Here is a 16,862-nt window from a genome sequence, read left to right as displayed (position 1 = left end):
TTATGAAGATTAAATTTGATTTCGATGTCATTGTTGTGGGTTCTGGCATGTCCGGCGGATATGCTGCGAAAGAATTTTGTGAAAAAGGATATCGCACCTTAGTTCTTGATAGAGGCAAGCCCCTAGAACACGGCAATTACAAAACCGAAAGTCTGCCTCCTTGGGAGATGGAATTTAGAGGTAAATTGCCGAAAGAGCAGTTAGTAGAAGAGTTTTCAACGCAACGAAAAAGTTATGCTCTAACCGACTTCACCAAACACCACTTTATTAATGATAAAGAAAATCCTTATCAACAAGACAAACCATTCGATTGGATAAGAAGTTCAAGCATTGGTGGAAAATCATTGCTTTGGGCAAGGCAATCTTATCGTTGGAATAAATTAGATTTCGAGGCAAATGCAAAAGACGGTCACGGTATTGACTGGCCAGTTCGATATGAAGATCTTGCTCCATGGTATAACTATGTAGAACCCTTTATCGGTATTTCCGGTAGTACTGAAGGATTGGATATTTTACCCGATGGAAAGTTTCTGCCCGCATTGCCACTTAATGTTGTAGAACGCGAAATAAAAGCCAAATTGGAACAAGCATATCCTGAGAGAACTCTCATCCCAGCACGCGTTGCCCATTTGACTAAGCCACAAAAAGTACATTTAGAATTAGGCCGAGGTCAATGTTTAGCTCGTAATGAATGCCAACGAGGGTGTTCGTGGGGAGGATTTTATTCTTCTCTCTCAGGGGCACTTGCAGCCGCGAAAAAAACCAGCAAGATGACACTCACTGCCAACGCCCAAGTGCAAGAAGTGTTATACGATGAACTATCTGGCAAAGCCAAGGGTGTTGCCTATGTTGATACTGTTACTGGGGAACGAAAAACGGTTTCAGCGCGCATCATATTCATGTGCGCCTCAACACTAGCCAGTGTACAAATACTACTTAACTCTAAATCGAAAACCTACCCTAACGGCATTGGTAACTCTAATAACGTTTTGGGGCATTATATTATGGATCATACTGGTGCTGTTGGCGCCCGTGGAGAAGTTCCCGGTCATTTAGATAGTTATTATAAAGGTCGCCGCCCCGGCGGAATTTACATCCCTAGATTTCGCAATATTAAGCAGCAACGTAGTGATTATTTACGAGGCTTTGGTTATCAAGGCAAGGCTGAACGCAGTGGCTGGCAAAATAACACACGGAAAAAAGGCCTGGGTGAAGATTTCAAATTAAGTATTCGTAGCCCGGGTGGTTGGAAATTTATGCTTGCCGGTTTTGGTGAAATGTTGCCTGACTATAACAACAAGGTATATCTCCATGAAACCCAAAAAGACCAATGGGGCATGCCTTTACTTGTCACTAGTGTTTCCTATGGTGAAAACACGGAAAAAATGAAATTGGACATAGAAAAATCTGCAGTAGATATGTTAACTGCCGCAGGATTAACCAAGGTAGAAGGGTTTTCATATGACGTAAACCCAGGTTCTTTTGTCCATGAAATGGGCGGTGCCTGTATGGGTAAAAATCCCCAAACATCCTACCTAAACAAATGGAATCAAAGCCATGAAGTGGACAATCTATTTGTTACCGATGGCGCGGCGTTTTCGTCTATTTCTTGTGTTAATCCTTCGATAACTTTTATGGCGTTTACGGCAAGAGCGGCTGACTATGCCGACAAACAAATCAAGGCAGGAAAATTATAAATGAACAGAATATTATGCACTATTATTGTCGCCTTTTTGGTGATTTTGCCTACCCGTATATATGCTAACGATGCCAAGTGGCAAAGAATATTCAATGGCAAAAATCTAGACGGCTGGCTACCCAAAATTCAAGGCTACCCTTTAGGTAATAACCATCTCAATACATTTATCGTAGAAGACGGATACTTAACCGTCTCTTATAAAAACTATGAGCGCTTTGATAATAAATTTGGGCACCTTCATTATCAAACAAAATTATCACAATACAGACTTCGATTTAGCTATCGCTTTATTAAACAACAACTTCCTGACGGCCCCAAGTGGGCATATAAAAATAGCGGAGTGATGTTACACGGGCAAGATCCTAACACCATTAAGCTTAACCAGTCTTTTCCCGTGTCTATCGAAGCTCAACTACTTGGAGCCGATCAAGGGAAAACTAGGACAACGATGAATATTTGTACCCCAGGAACCAATGTTTCTATCAATAAAACACCGACATCAACGCATTGTGTTTACTCCAATTCTTTCAGTTATTCTGGAGAACAATGGGTACAAGTAGAAGTAGAAGTCATGGGTGATGAAATAGTGCGTCATTGGGTTAATGGCGAATTAGTTTTTGAATATACTGACCTCGTTTTAGACCCACAAGAACAATACGTTGATGAACTAATAACCAATCGAAATAACGTCGCGCTAAGTAGCGGTTATATTTCACTGCAATCGGAAAGTCATCCTATCCAATTTAAAGACATTGAATTGTTAGATTATAACAAGGCAATAACAACCAACTAGATTAAAAGTATTAATGGATAATTTTCAATGAGATATACAATAATTTGTTTGCTGCTAGTTATTAGCGTTCAGGTCAACGCAAACATTCCGCAACTGGACAACTATAATCAAATTTGGCAGAGCCAAAGTAACAACTCATCAGAATCTATGCCTTTAGGCGGTGGTGATATTGGCGTCAACGCTTGGGTTGAAAAAGGTGACCTGTATTTTTATTTTTCTCGTAGCGGTACGTTTGACGAGCATAATACCCTATTAAAATTAGGCCGCGTAAAAGTACAGTTATTTCCTAACCCATTTAAAAATAATGAAGACTTTCGTCAAGAATTGGTCCTAAAAGATGGTTATATCCAAATAGCGCAAAACAATACCCAAATCAAGTTATGGGTAGATGTATTCAATCCTGTTATTCATGTCGATGTCAGCAGTGAAATTCCTTTAAAATTGACAGCGTCCTTAGAAAGTTGGCGATATAAAGATAGAAAGGTAGAAGGCGCGGCAAATAATGCCAATTCGTATAAGTGGGCACCGCAAGGAGACATTATTACCTATAAAGATATGATTCAATTTAGCGGTAATAGTATTAATTTTTTTCATAAGAATAAACAAAATACCGTCTTCGATGTTGTCGTAAAACAGCAACAAATGGAATCAGTCAAAGATCAAATGATGAACCCACTAGCCCATCTCACTTTTGGCGGCTTAATGTTTGGAAAGCACTTAACGCCTACTGGTACTTATGAAGGCACTTATCAAGATACAGACTTCAAGGGCTATTCATTATCGAGTGAGAATGCAGTTAAAAGCCATAATGTCCAAATCCATCTTTTTACCCAACAAACAGAAGATATTGATAACTGGAATCAGGAATTAAAGAAGCAAGTTGCAAGCTATATTAAGGATCATGCGCCAACAATTTCTTGGTGGAATAACTTTTGGGAACGAAGTTTCATATATACCCAAAAAGAAAACGCTTCCACCCAAGACTCCGTTTACCAAATAGGTCAAAACTACCAGTTGTTTCGCTATATGTTAGGTAGTAACGCCTATGGTAAATATCCCACAAAATTTAACGGCGGACTATTTACCTACGATCCAGTATTTACCAAACCATCATGGAATTTCACTCCTGATTTTCGAAATTGGGGCGGAGGGACCATGACCCAACAAAATCAGCGCTTAGTCTATTTTCCCATGTTAAAAAGTGGTGATTTTGACATGATGAAATCACAACTAGATTATTACCTCACCCTACAAAAAAATGCCGAGCTAAGAAGCTTAGTTTATTGGGGCCACAAAGGTGCGGCGTTTACAGAACAGTTAGAGAATTTTGGTCTTCCGAATCCTTCTGAATACGGCTGGAAACGCCCAGAAGGATTTGATCCTGGTCTTCAATATAACGCTTGGCTGGAGTATCAGTGGGACACAGTCTTAGAGTTCGCAAGTATGATGTTGCAACTAAACGAATACACAAATGAGAATATTGAGAAATATCATTCATTTATCATTAGTTGCCTGCGTTTTTTTGATGAACACTACCAGTACCTAGCAAACAAAAGAGGCAGAAAAACCTTAGATGAAAATAACCAACTTATTCTTTTTCCTGGCTCAGCCGTAGAAACCTACAAAATGGCAAACAATGCTAATAGTACTATTGCTGCGTTAACAGTCATCACAGAAAAGCTACTGGCACTCTCAGCAGATAAATTAACTAAAGATGAAGTGACTTACTTAAAATCGTTTCGAACTAGAATTCCACCACTTAATTTTCGGGAAATAGCACATCACAAAGTACTCGCTCCAGCTAAGTCTTGGACACGTATTAATAACGTTGAAGCCGCGCAACTTTACCCTGTTTACCCATGGGGAATATATGGGATTGGCTTACCCGACCTACAAGTAGCAAAAAATACATGGTTGTACGATGCAGACGTACAAAAATTTAGAAGTCATATCGGTTGGAAACAAGATAATATTTTTGCAGCTCGTTTAGGGTTAACTGAAGAAGCTGCAAAGTACAACTTACTAAAAATGGCCAACTCTAAAAGACGTTTCCCAGCCTTTTGGGGCCCTGGATTCGATTGGGTACCTGATCACAATTGGGGTGGCTCTGGAATGATTGGTATGCAAGAAATGTTACTCCAAGAAGCGAATGACAAGATATACCTATTTCCGGCTTGGCCAAAGGACTGGAACGTACATTTTAAATTGCATGCAAAGAAAAACACCACTGTGGAAGCAAGAATTGAAAATGGAATAGTCAAACTGATAAACGTTAAGCCTGCATCACGAAAAAAAGACATTGTTAATTTGCTAGAAATGACAGCAATAGAAAAAACAAACTTAAACTAACTTGAATGCTTAATTTCAAATAAAACAGGCCTGCGACGCATAACTAAAAATGGACTCATTTTTCAATCAGTCCATTTTTTATGGCGAATACTTTCACTTAAGGTAAGCACTATAGAGACGCCAATATATGGACGTAAATCGTTTGTTATTCTGTTGCAGATATAGGTGCAATAATGACTTCGACATCGTGTTCTTTAAACATATCAAGCTGTTCTTCCGTCACATACTCATCTGTAATTAACGTGTCTACTTCTTTCAACGAGCACAATATAAGGCTACTACGTTTATCTATTTTAGAGCTATCAGCTAGCACAATAAGCTTGTCTGCTTGTTTGAGCAATTTACGTTCAGATAATATCAATAAGGGATCCGTTTCCATCAATCCAAACTCACTTATCCCTGGTGTTCCCATAAACATTTTAGTGCCATGATAATTTGGAATACAATCATTTTCGAAAGAACTCAAAATGATACTTTGCTTCCTATATAACTCTCCTCCTGGCAAAGTAATTTGACAATCACTATTTTCTGCAAGTTCAGTGGCGAGGGCAAATGAGTTAGTCAGAATATTTAGATGCCGGGTGTAGAGAGAATTCTTCATCATAAATGTACTGCTACCACCATTGATGATAATTGACTCACCGTCCTCACATAAAGAGACTGCTTTTGCTGCAATTGCTTGTTTTCTATCTTGGTGAGTTTCTGCGTCAACTAAAAATACCGAGCCTTTTAGGTGATTTCGTCCCTTATTTGTCGATATAGGACTATTTGACTGAGCCCCCCCTCTTATTTTTTGAAGTAACTTACGTTTTGATAGTTTAGTTAAATCCCGCCTAATAGTGGCTTCGGAGGCTTTTAATTGTGATGAGAGCGTAGGCACAGAAGCAAAACCATTTTCAGCTAAAAGCTCTAGTAATAAGTGATGTCTTTGTTTTTCAAGCATTTTCAAATATTCCTTTTGGATAGCATGTTGATTACCTTTCGGTCTAGCAAAGTCACCAACCTTATTTCTCATGACCAAAAAAGATAAGTTATGATTGAAACAATACCAGTAAAGCATTCAAATGACTAAATGTTATTTAAATTAATGTCGATTATCTGAACGCCAAATAAAATAAATAAGGTTAAATATTGTCAACCATTATAGTTGGTAAGCGCATCGGCCGGTATCAAGTAACAAGCAAAAAATTCGGAATGATAATCTCTGTGCACCTTGAACAACTTTGAAGTTTTTACCTCAACCTTACCACTAAAGTCAATTCACACTAACGACGGAGTAAGCCCTTTTTAGGAAGAATTCATTAAGACCCAAATATCTCGATATAGCGCTGATTTGTATTGAAAAAGCTGTCATTAATTCAGCAATACTCGTACCACAGAGGTATAATACGTAGCTGTATAAAACCTGAATTTAGACACTGCAATACCAACGAATAGACAACTTTTTTATAAGGACAAATATGCAATCAAACAGTTATGAAGAAATAATCGATGATTTTAGACAGGGTAAAATGGTTATTTTGCTTGATGATGAAGATCGAGAAAATGAGGGTGATATTTTAATGGCTGCATCTTTCGTTGAAGCAGAACATATTAACTTTATGGCGAAATATGCCCGTGGCTTAATTTGTTTAACCTTGACAGAAGAACGATGCCGAGCATTAAATCTACCGCTAATGGTTCGGGATAACGGTAGCCAACATTCCACGAATTTTACAGTGAGCATTGAAGCTGCAAATGGAATTACCACGGGTATCTCAGCAGCCGATCGAGCACAGACTGTAAAAATCGCAGTTGCGGCAAACAGCCAGCCTCAAGACTTAGTTCAACCAGGGCATATTTTTCCAGTAATGGCTCAAACTGGAGGTGTGTTAAGTCGTGCTGGACATACTGAAGCTGGCTGCGACCTTGCTCGACTTGCGGGCCTTGAGCCTGCTGCGGTTATCGTTGAGGTAATGAATGAAGATGGCACAATGGCAAGGCGCGCAGATTTAGAAATATTTGCTAAAACACATGATATTAAAATAGGGACTATCGCCGGATTAATTCAACATCGTATTGTTACCGAACGAACAATCGAATGTATCAACCAGCGCGAAATCAATACCCTTTATGGCAAGTTCTCTTTAAAAACGTATTTTAATACTACTACAAACGAACATCATTTCGCCCTTATAAAGGGGGACATTGACCCAGCTGAACCAACTGTAGTTCGCGTACATGTTGGCAGTACTGCCAAAGACGTATTTGGAATTTGTAAAGATGATAACACGGCTAATTCTTGGGATTGCCGCGCTGCAATTCAACGTATAGCTGATGAAGGATGTGGAGTCTTAGTTTATATTTGTCATTCTGAAACAACAGCAGATGTAGAACAGAGTATTGACGACTTAGTAAACGGGATACGACGACCCAATCCAGATATCGGCTACAAACAAGTTGGCGCTGGCTCACAAATTCTACGTGATCTAGGTATTAAAAAACTTAGGCTACTAAGTGCTCCAATCCGCTTTAACGCTCTGTCTGGATTTGAATTGGAAGTTGTAGAGTATATTGATTGTCTCTAGAGATCACTTAGGCAGAATTTATAGAAACCTTCTTTTCTAATTAAAATGGCTAAAACGCTACCTATAAAAGGCCGATTAAGAATAGGCAAAATACATAATTATCCAGCCTATTCTTAACATCGGAGATTAGTGATTCATTGCCACTTTTACACTGTCGAAATCTTTACCAATGATGCCACTAAGGAGAAAAAATACCGCACTACAAATAAAGCACATTGCTCCTAACATTAATGCAAATTGGTAATTACCATAATAGTCAAATATTAGACCGTAAATATAACTCCCCGCAGCAAGAGATGACGCAAGCATAAACAGTAAAATACCAAACAGTTTTCCATAATTTACTAGACCAAAATACCTAGGCACTAAAAATGCCATAAAGTCTACCTCTGCGCCTTGGGCCAAACCAAAACATAATACAGCTGGAATTCCAATCCAAAACATCGCTGGCGCATCTGAAAGAAAAATCCCGATACCAATTAATGGCGAGAGTAAAAATAGAGCTGCGACTGCTGCTGGCCAAAACCGATCTAAAAACCAACCAGAGCTCAATCTACCAAAAAATATACCTACAAAAAAGAACACTGCAAGACTGGCTCCTTCGGTCGACGTAAAGCCTTGAGCGATCAATAAAGGCTGTAGTTGATGCATCATTCCACCCACTGCTATATTAGCGGTAATCAATGCACCAGCTAACAGCCAAAATTTAGCGCCTGTTAGCGCTTCCTTCATAGACAGTCCATCGGTTTGTATATCTACACCACCAGCATTGTCAGAAAGGCTCGATAAATAGCCAGCAGGAGCGGCTTTAAGGCCCCAAGCGACTAGTGGCAAACCAATCACCAAAGGGACTAATGCAAAGCAAACAAACCCCCAGCGCCAGCCCCATAATTCGTTGATATAATTAAGTAGCGGAAATAAAACCATACTAAAGATTGTAATACCTGACATAGTGGCTCCTAGAGCTAATCCTCTGGAGGAATTAAACCAAGTATTCACTACTTTACTAAAAACCATCGGTCCAGTCGTTTGTCCTAAAAAAACCATCAAAAGTAAAGTCGTATAATAAATCCATAGTGAGCCTGGTTGCAGCGCCAAACCTATATAACTAAAGCCCAGTAAAATCATGCCAAGGCAGGCTAACTTTCTACTATCGAATTTATCAACTAATGCGCCAAGAATTGGCAGAGTTAGCAATGCTAATAACCCAATAACATTACTTAAGGCCATTTCACTTCGTTCCCAACCAAACTCTTCAGTTAAAGGAATAATAAAAATACTATTCATCATTGAGTATAAGCCAAGCCCAGTTCCCATACCCACCGAGCCTGACAAGACCGCCCTCCAACCATTTTTCCATTCAGTATTCATTTTAATACTCACATGTTTGTCGTTATTATATTTTTCAAAAAAAAGAAACGTTCACTTCACTACTATTACTGATTTGGTAGTAACGGCAACCAGACACTCATCTCCCCTCTTTCACGATTATCCCAAGCAAAATATGGAACAAGCTTAGTTTCAACTTTTTCAAATTTCGGAGAGGTGTACTTCCTGTACAAAGTATCTTCGTTACTGTCTGTTTTTTCGCGGGCCCAAAGAGCCAGTTTAATTGAGCCCAGTTCGGTTGAATTAATGGTGAATTTTTCAAAGGTAAATTCAGAGGCAGGATCGATATACATATCTTCGACATTGAAACCTTTTGGCAGATCGGTCGCTTCTAAGCAATAGACAATTGGTCCATAAGTTAATGCCACATGGTTTCTATTTTCTTCCACCATGTGATGGCTTTCATTTACTACTACGTCCATTTGCAGGGACAGCGACACTTTGTCTCCAGCTTTCCAGTGATGGTTGAGTTCAATAAAACCATCTTTAACCTTTAATTCTTTAACGTAACCGTTCAACTTAGCTTTAAACGTTTCGGCCCACTCGGGTATCCGCAAAAATAATGGGAACCCTTCCGTAGATTCGACAGATTCAAGTTCAAATTCAATTTCACCGCTCCATGGATAATCGGTTTTTTCGCGAATCGTCACCATGCAGCCGTTTGGCAATTCAACAGACATCTTACAATCGCCATACATAAGTATCGCGATACCATCCCCTTGAATTATTGCCGCTTTGTCTTGTGCTCCAGCTAAGGTTCTTATTAAGTTTGGTGGACAACAAAAAGATGATAAAAAGTCTTCTCTATGCCGTCCCCACTTCAAGTCATGAGACGAATCATGTTCGTGAACGCATCGCAATGAATTGGTATAACAATACTTATCACCCGCCAAGTTGATACCGGATATGGTACTATTATAAAGAGCACGCTCCATTTGATCGCCGTACTTTCCTTGGTTAAAAGCCTTTGCCATTCTATAGTTCCATAGATAGCTGCCGATAGTGGCACAGGTTTCATTGTATCCGGTGGTGTTAGGCAGTTCATAAGCTCGGCCGAATGATTGGTGCGTTCTTTGAATTTTGTCATACTCCCAGCTACCGTAGGGAGAAACACCATCATAAAGAGGTGCGCAGCCACCTGTAATATATTGCTTTTTAGTCACCATATCGTTCCACACGGCTTCTAGTACAACTCTATAATCTTCGTCTTTCTTACCCATATAGAGGTCAGTAACACCAGCGTAGAGGTAGGTCGCTCTCACCCCATGGCCTAAAATTTCTCTGTGTTCTTTTAACGGATGACGATCCTGATTATCGTCGGTTCCATCTGGGACCATGTCTCTTAACAAAATAAGCTTTTCTAATAAGGTTAGATATTGCTCATCTTCTGTTGCCTGATAGAGTTCTGCGAGTCCCATATAATGTGAAGGACAAACCGCTGTGCGTGCCGTTGCTTCGTCTAGGTTGGCAAATTGAGAAGCTAGCCAGGCTGCGGCTTTTTTGCCTAAATCTAACAATTTAGTTTGACCTGTCATCTTATAATGAACCACACCAGCACTCATTAGATGGCCCATGTTGTACACTTCAAAATTATTAATATCTTCAAGTACACTGGATTCCCCAGACTTTCTTCGTTTAATCGCCTCATAAGTAAAAATATAACCATCATCACGTTGCACAGTCGCAATAGTGTCAATAATGTGATCAATTCTATCAAGCCACTCTTGATTGTCTGAATTAGCGTAGGCTCTAATAGCGCCTTCTAACCATTTGAATAAATCTCCGTCCCAAAAAGGTGGATCAGAATGCTCACCGTTAGCATCACCAGAAGCGATTCGGAAATTCTCCCAACAATGACTAATATCTTTGTCGTTAAGAATTCCCCACATGTGCGGGATCATTTTATCGCGGCAAAAATTCCATCTTTCTTGCCAAAATCCACCGGTCCATGCATTGCTTATATCGCCCTTTTTCAAAAGAGTATTCATACTTTTTACACCTTGAATTTATTTTATTTCTACTATGAGAACGCGCCAAAATTTACATATTGATTGACGGTTAAAACTACATATTTTATTTTTTAAATTGCGTACACATTATCGAAAATAAGTACCAAAGGCAGTAACGCTTACTTAGTAAATAAAATCTACTTCATATACAAGTACTATCAACATTACGTTAACATTGAACAAACAAGCGCACAAGTCAAATTTAGTCATTTCAACTCATAAACAATCACCTGCGTTTATTTAATAGACAAACACTAATAAACGGTAGGTTGACGTATTGAATTCAAATTGAATTGTTGGTTGTTGGTTGTTGGTTGTTGGAATATTCTAGTGAGGTAAATCACTGATGAAATGGTATTTTCCCGATTGCAACCCCATTAAGGCCACTGCATCTTGTTCAACTACATCAACGATACCTTGGCGAGTCGCTAAGAATGCCCCTCCTTCTGTAACCGTTGCTAAATTGGCTGCGGGTAAATACAGTTTGGCGCGAGTATTAGCCGGCACGGTTGTTGAATAGTGTAATTTTTGACCTTTTATTGACCACTGACTTTCGATTCTACCGTAGGGCGAATCATAAAAACTTGTCACATTTCTCAGGCGCTTGTCACCATCAATTTGCGGTTTCAGAATAAAAGTCTTATAGCCAGGTGTATCCCGTTGAATACCCGCAGAATGGGCCATCATCCATTGTCCTACGGCGCCAAACGAATAATGATTAAATGAATTCATGCTGTTATTTCCGCTAAATCCATCTTCCACAGTGTAACCGTTTAAGCGCTCCCAAATAGTAGAAGCACCTTGATTAACTGAATATAACAGTGACGGATAATGTTCATTTTGAATAAGTCTATATGCGGTATTGCTATAGCCATGCTCACTTAATGCATCACCAATCCAAGCCGTACTGATAAAGCCGGTCATTAAGGAATATTCTCTGCGTAATACACCGCTGTCATCTTTGTTTTGGCGTTTGACACAGGCATTTAAGTTGCTTGCCATTTCTGATATCAGGCCATCATCAAACGCACCAAGTGCTAAACCTATCGCATAGGAAGCTTGAGTATCAGCTAACTTAAACTCAGAAGGCTTATCCGACGTCTCGAAATGACCACCATAAGTCACCCAGCCAAGAGTTTTGTTTTGGTTCGAGACAAAAGTGTCGTTAAAAAATGCTTTCCTCTTTCCATAATTGAGTCTGAAAAATGCGGCGTCATCACATTTGTCTAAAATCAAAGCAACTTTAGCCATAATATCTAATACATAAATATGGTAAACAGTTGCAATAAATGCAGCACCGGTTTGTTGATTGTTCGGGCCCAACCAATCGCCCAACTCATCGTCATGACTGAAACCAGATTGCGGATCGATAGTGGTATCTAGATACTTAATGTATGCGCTCATGGCTGGGTAGTTTTCTTTTAGTAAATCTAGATCACCAAACTGCCAATACGCTTCCCAAGGTAAAGTGATCCCTGCACTACCCCATAAAATCCCACCGAACCCACCATCAATGGGAGAAATATCAGCATAACGCCCATTATTAGCCTGCGTATCGCGCATACTTTGTAAATGCCTACGGAAAAACTGTGATGACTCGCTAATGTAAGTTGCGGTACGAGCAAACACATTGATATCCCCTGACCATCCCATACGTTCGTTGCGTTGTGGACAATCAGTAGGTACGGATAAAAAGTTGTCTACATTAGACCAGACGATATTTGACCAAAGTTTATTGACTTTAGGATTCGATGTTTCATAGCCAGCACTTATTGTTGATATCGAACTAATCACTACCCCTTCAACATCCTCTAATGGTAATGCTTTGTCGATACCTGTTATTTCGATGAATTGAAAACCATGAGAAGTGAAACGTGGCTGATAGCGCTGTTTACCATTCTTCATTATGTAAATATCTTGACTTAAGGCTGCACGATAATTTTCTGTTAAGATCATCCGCACATTGTCGCCAGAAGCCGGCAAATCGGGATAAAGCATCTCAGCAAAACGTAAAGTGACCACTTTTCCGTCCTCACCCGATTCAAAATTAAGTCGAGGGACTCCCACAATATTTTGCCCTAAATCGTAAACATAAACGCCCGTACGCACTTCTTGCATACTAACAGCCTTTAACACTGTAAATACGGATGCTGGTGAACCAATTTGCCCAATTAATTGTAATTTGTCATAGTTAAGATATTGGGTTGGGGATTTTAGATTGGGCTTAATTCCTTCAGTGGCACTACCTTTTAGAGAGACTATTGCGGAGTTTTTCCACCCCTTTCCAGTAAAGCCGGCGCGACTCCAGCCATTAATCGATGCTTCTTTTCTGGCGTCGTACACCTCCCCCTGAACTAAACTTGCGTACGTTATTGGGCCTTCATTAAAGAATTGCCAGGTCCTATTATTGGTCGTTATGACATCTTTCGAACCATCTTGATAACTCACAACCAATTTAGCCAATAACGACTGTCTGTCACCGAAGGCATTCCAAGTATTACCAAAACCTAACATCCCACTCCACCACCCTTCTGCCAGCAATGCCCCCATCGCATTGGCTCCTTCAACGACTGATGATGAAACATCATAAGTTTGATATAAGTGGGTGACGTTATACTGGGTTAATCCCGGATTGTAGTAGTCATGACTGATCCGTTGTCCATTAATATAGAACTCGTAAATTCCTCTAGCCGTGACATAGAGTCTGGCTTTAGTTATCACTTTATTTTTTAGATGAAATTCTGAACGCAGCATGGGCATGCCATTTTGACTGGGATTGGCTACAACAAAAACCTCCTCATGCTCATTACCCAATATGTAACATTCGTCAGCGATACTAAAACAGTTAGCATCTAGTTGGTCTGCGAATACTCCTTGGTAAGGAGATGTCACCTTTTCACTAAACAAACAGTTTTTAGGCGCCAGAACGTTATTCACCTTCAGGTATCTATAAAAAGCTCGCTGGTTACGGTCAACGGAAAAGCCAATGTCATTGAGCATGCCATAAGTGATCACCCGGTGATTCACTCCGGCTGGATTCAGCGCTGCAGTGGCTCCAGATAACAACTGTTCTAAAGGAGGAAATTTCAACTTTGTACCAGATTTGTCTCGCTCTTCTTCTACGCAAGGTGCGCTATGCTTATCAATCTGAACGGTTAACATACCGTATTCATTGTGAATCAATAAATGATGGAATGCGTGTTTATTACTCTGATTAATAACAGACTGTTTAATTTTGTATTGAACTCTAGGGTGTTCGGGGTCATCTTTTGAGCTGTAGCCAGCACGATAGAAATTTAAGTGAGCTAGGCCCCCCTCGTCATTTACACTCGCTATATCAATTTCTACTTTAAAGTAACTTTTATTGACACCACTTTGGACTTGATAAATATTTTTGTCCTTGTCGGCTAAGCGAGGATCATTTGCTGCGAGTATAAGCGACGCTCGTGTACTTCCTTGTGCTATTTTTAATTCAGCTGAAAGGTTATACATAGGGTAATAATCTGCATACAAAGGCAGTTCATTATCACCACCACCAATCCATTGTGCACCATCCCAAGCGGAAATATCCCCATTCATTAAACCAGTTTCAAAGCAAGCATGGGCTTCGGATGTTTGCTTTGATTGATCCCATACAGTTACGGACCAATAATATTTAGTGCAAGGTTTTAAAGACTCACCGGCATAACTTATGTGCAATGAGCTATCTGAACTAACTTTACCGCTGTCCCATGCTATTAAGTCATGTTCATTTTTGACTACAATTCGATATGCAAGTTGGCTTTGTCCTCTGACACCAAGCTTGTTCGTCATTTGCCAGCTGAATCTTGGTTGTTCAACATCAATTCCTAATGGGTTTTGAACATATTCAACTTTCAATCCCGTCAAAGAATTAGGGGAAGTATTAGTCACTATGTTTTCACCTTGTTTCATTGCCCCTCCATTTGTCATTATCAGGAACAGGTACTCATGTTATTTGAACCTAACAAAATGAAAATTGTATTGAGCACTATACAACCAAAGACCACTAATGACTACTTTTGATTTAATGTGACCTAATTATCATATAATCTAGAGTAATAAGACAATATTGGGTGTCTTGAGAGTGAGAGAGTGAACTATCATCAGAATGCCGGTGATTGATTCAACAGCGAGGATTACCACCATAGTAGCTATATTTAGGAAATTTTGACCAAATGACAAATTGTATAGAAAGTGTTGCAACATTGAATAACGGGCTGCAAATGCCCTGGTTAGGGCTTGGGACTTTCACCCGAGATTCAGGACAAGCAATACAAGACATGATTGCCGACGCCCTGTCTGCTGGTTTCCGGAGCATTGATACTGCATCAATATATAAAAATGAAGTGAGTGTTGGAAACGCTCTAAAAAACAGTGAAGTAGCAAGAAAAGATATTTTTTTAACAACTAAAGTGTGGAATGAAGATCAACGTAAAAGACGCACCTTACAAGCGTTTGAGGAAAGTTTAAAACGTTTAGGAACCGATTATGTTGATCTATATCTGATACATTGGCCAGTGGCTGACTGCTATTTGCAGACTTGGCAAGTAATGGAAGAAATTTATCGAAGTGGCCGAGCAAAAGCCATTGGTGTGAGTAATTTCCTAATACCCCATCTCGAAGATATTTTGCAAAATAGTGACACAGTGCCTTGTGTCAATCAAATCGAGTTCCATCCCTATCTGACTCAAACCGAACTCATAAAATATTGTCAAAATAATAAAATACAAGTAGCGGCTTGGAGCCCATTAATGCAGGGACTCATTGCCTCTGAAGCAACCTTATTGAGATTAGCTAAAAAGTACAAGAAAACCCCTGCACAAATTGTATTACGTTGGGATTTACAGCATCAAGTTGTGACTATTCCTAAGTCGGTAACAACTAATCGAATTATCGAAAACACGCAAATATTTGATTTTGAACTTTCAGATCAAGATATGTCTATCATTGACGCACTAAACCAAGATAAACACCTAGGTCCTGACCCTGCCAATTTTGATTTCTAAACATCTGAATTTTATACACCCTAGTAGTGTTATTTTTGGGGGGCTTTGACATAGTTTCGCCAGTTGTGCTGTTCTTTAAAACCTAACACTTCTCGAATTTTACGATTGGAGAACAGCCCTTCATGTTCAGCCAATTCTCTCGTAATAGGTACGTTTGGGAAGAAACGTTGAATAAGTTCTTTGCTGGGAATAACCGCACTATTGTTGTCATTTGCAGCGTTGAAAACCTGATAGCCAAGACCATCTTTTTCTAAACATAAGTCAACAATCTGGCCTAAATCACGTGCATCGATGTAACTAAACGCAATCCGACGGCGTACTTCGGGGTTTTTAAAGAAGGCTGGAAATAACTCAGTATATTGATGAGGCTCTATAACGTTACCAATACGCAGTGCATAAATGTCGATACCTGAACGACGCTGAAAACTGCGGGCGGTTTGTTCATTAACAACTTTAGACAAACCATAACTATCCATAGGATCAACATCATAATCTTCTTCTAACGGCAACGAATGAGGATCAGTCTCACCATCTGAAAAACAAATCCCGTATGTGGTTTCTGAAGAGGCAATAACCACTTTCTTAATCCCCAGTTTAACCGCCGCTTCAATGACATTATAAGTACCCATAGTATTAACCCGAAACGTTTCGTTATCAGTATTAATTAATATCCTTGGGATAGCGGCGAAGTGAACAACTGCATCGAATTTAGGCACACCATTACCTGGGCTTAACTCGTCAAATGATGCATAAGAACTTAATGCATTAAACATTTGTCCTGAATCAGTAATGTCCGCAATAATATTGTGCACATTAGGGTTATCTGAAGGTTTGAGATCAACGTTCAAGATTGTATGACCTCGTTCAATCAAGAAATCGACGACATGTTTCCCAGCAACTCCCGCCCCACCGGTAAATAAAATGCGCTTTCTAGTCATATAATTCCACCTTAATAAGAAACACTATCAATCTATATCAATCATTTTATTGCATTATAAGTCAAACATTGTATTATCGCTATCATGCTAA

At 39.5% G+C, this 16,862-nt stretch carries 10 protein-coding genes; 5 read left to right on the top strand and 5 right to left on the bottom strand.

Translation table 11 applies throughout. The features are described 5' to 3' along the window. Window positions 1–2 precede the first annotated feature (2 nt). From ABJK37_RS04170 to ABJK37_RS04160, 3 genes are read left to right on the top strand one after another with little or no spacing between them, the layout of a single operon-like run. Window positions 3–1,697 carry a GMC family oxidoreductase gene (locus ABJK37_RS04170; protein WP_348350429.1) on the top strand — a complete coding sequence of 565 codons (1,695 nt, stop codon included), beginning with the start codon at window positions 3–5 and terminating at the stop codon, window positions 1,695–1,697. After that, on the top strand, window positions 1,698–2,492 hold the full coding sequence (locus ABJK37_RS04165; RefSeq protein ID WP_348350427.1) for a DUF1080 domain-containing protein: 795 nt from the start codon (window positions 1,698–1,700) through the stop codon (window positions 2,490–2,492). It begins immediately after the preceding gene. A gap of 27 nt (window positions 2,493–2,519) precedes the next feature. Next, window positions 2,520–4,841 carry a DUF5703 domain-containing protein gene (locus tag ABJK37_RS04160; RefSeq protein ID WP_348350425.1) on the top strand — a complete coding sequence of 774 codons (2,322 nt, stop codon included), beginning with the start codon at window positions 2,520–2,522 and terminating at the stop codon, window positions 4,839–4,841. A 145-nt stretch (window positions 4,842–4,986) separates the two neighbouring features. On the opposite strand, the gene ABJK37_RS04155 is transcribed toward ABJK37_RS04160, so the two are convergent. Continuing rightward, window positions 4,987–5,784: a DeoR/GlpR family DNA-binding transcription regulator gene (locus tag ABJK37_RS04155; RefSeq protein WP_348350423.1), complete on the bottom strand. Its 798-nt coding sequence runs from the start codon at window positions 5,782–5,784 to the stop codon at window positions 4,987–4,989. Between the two features lie 517 nt (window positions 5,785–6,301). Here ABJK37_RS04155 and ribBA point away from each other — a divergent pair. Beyond that, window positions 6,302–7,408, top strand: coding sequence for a bifunctional 3,4-dihydroxy-2-butanone-4-phosphate synthase/GTP cyclohydrolase II (gene ribBA, locus ABJK37_RS04150; RefSeq protein ID WP_348350421.1), 1,107 nt, complete (start codon window positions 6,302–6,304; stop codon window positions 7,406–7,408). Between the two features lie 126 nt (window positions 7,409–7,534). Here ribBA and ABJK37_RS04145 read toward each other — a convergent pair whose 3' ends face one another. The 3 genes from ABJK37_RS04145 to ABJK37_RS04135 all read right to left on the bottom strand — a co-directional run bounded on the left by ABJK37_RS04145 (window position 7,535) and on the right by ABJK37_RS04135 (window position 14,739). Next, window positions 7,535–8,791, bottom strand: a complete 1,257-nt coding sequence (locus ABJK37_RS04145) for an MFS transporter (protein WP_348350419.1) — start codon at window positions 8,789–8,791, stop codon at window positions 7,535–7,537. A 53-nt stretch (window positions 8,792–8,844) separates the two neighbouring features. Next, entirely contained in the window at window positions 8,845–10,785 is a 1,941-nt protein-coding gene (locus tag ABJK37_RS04140) for a beta-L-arabinofuranosidase domain-containing protein (protein WP_348350417.1), read from the bottom strand. Window positions 10,786–11,133: 348 nt separating this feature from the next. Next, window positions 11,134–14,739 (bottom strand): family 78 glycoside hydrolase catalytic domain, encoded by a 3,606-nt coding sequence (locus tag ABJK37_RS04135; protein WP_348350415.1) that lies wholly within the window; start codon window positions 14,737–14,739, stop codon window positions 11,134–11,136. Between the two features lie 263 nt (window positions 14,740–15,002). Here ABJK37_RS04135 and ABJK37_RS04130 point away from each other — a divergent pair, with 263 nt between their 5' ends. Next, window positions 15,003–15,833 (top strand): aldo/keto reductase, encoded by an 831-nt coding sequence (locus tag ABJK37_RS04130; RefSeq protein WP_348350413.1) that lies wholly within the window; start codon window positions 15,003–15,005, stop codon window positions 15,831–15,833. Window positions 15,834–15,862: 29 nt separating this feature from the next. On the opposite strand, the gene ABJK37_RS04125 is transcribed toward ABJK37_RS04130, so the two are convergent. Further along, complete coding sequence (locus ABJK37_RS04125; protein ID WP_348350411.1) at window positions 15,863–16,771, bottom strand: NAD(P)-dependent oxidoreductase; 909 nt, start codon at window positions 16,769–16,771, stop codon at window positions 15,863–15,865. Window positions 16,772–16,862 lie beyond the last annotated feature (91 nt).

Source organism: Paraglaciecola sp., from assembly GCF_039964565.1.
In the GTDB taxonomy this organism is placed as follows: domain Bacteria; phylum Pseudomonadota; class Gammaproteobacteria; order Enterobacterales; family Alteromonadaceae; genus Paraglaciecola.
Note: the sequence above shows the minus strand (reverse complement) of the source record. Positions and strands in the feature narration are given on the sequence as shown.

Excerpts from the sequence above, each read along its gene's own strand:
- ABJK37_RS04170 (WP_348350429.1), top strand. The coding sequence starts at position 3 with ATGAAGATTAAATTTGATTTCGATGTCATTGTTGTGGGTTCTGGCATG.
- ABJK37_RS04165 (WP_348350427.1), top strand. The coding sequence starts at position 1,698 with ATGAACAGAATATTATGCACTATTATTGTCGCCTTTTTGGTGATTTTG.
- ABJK37_RS04160 (WP_348350425.1), top strand. The coding sequence starts at position 2,520 with ATGAGATATACAATAATTTGTTTGCTGCTAGTTATTAGCGTTCAGGTC.
- ABJK37_RS04155 (WP_348350423.1), bottom strand. The coding sequence starts at position 5,784 with ATGCTTGAAAAACAAAGACATCACTTATTACTAGAGCTTTTAGCTGAA.
- ribBA (WP_348350421.1), top strand. The coding sequence starts at position 6,302 with ATGCAATCAAACAGTTATGAAGAAATAATCGATGATTTTAGACAGGGT.
- ABJK37_RS04140 (WP_348350417.1), bottom strand. The coding sequence starts at position 10,785 with ATGAATACTCTTTTGAAAAAGGGCGATATAAGCAATGCATGGACCGGT.
- ABJK37_RS04135 (WP_348350415.1), bottom strand. The coding sequence starts at position 14,739 with ATGAAACAAGGTGAAAACATAGTGACTAATACTTCCCCTAATTCTTTG.
- ABJK37_RS04130 (WP_348350413.1), top strand. The coding sequence starts at position 15,003 with ATGACAAATTGTATAGAAAGTGTTGCAACATTGAATAACGGGCTGCAA.
- ABJK37_RS04125 (WP_348350411.1), bottom strand. The coding sequence starts at position 16,771 with ATGACTAGAAAGCGCATTTTATTTACCGGTGGGGCGGGAGTTGCTGGG.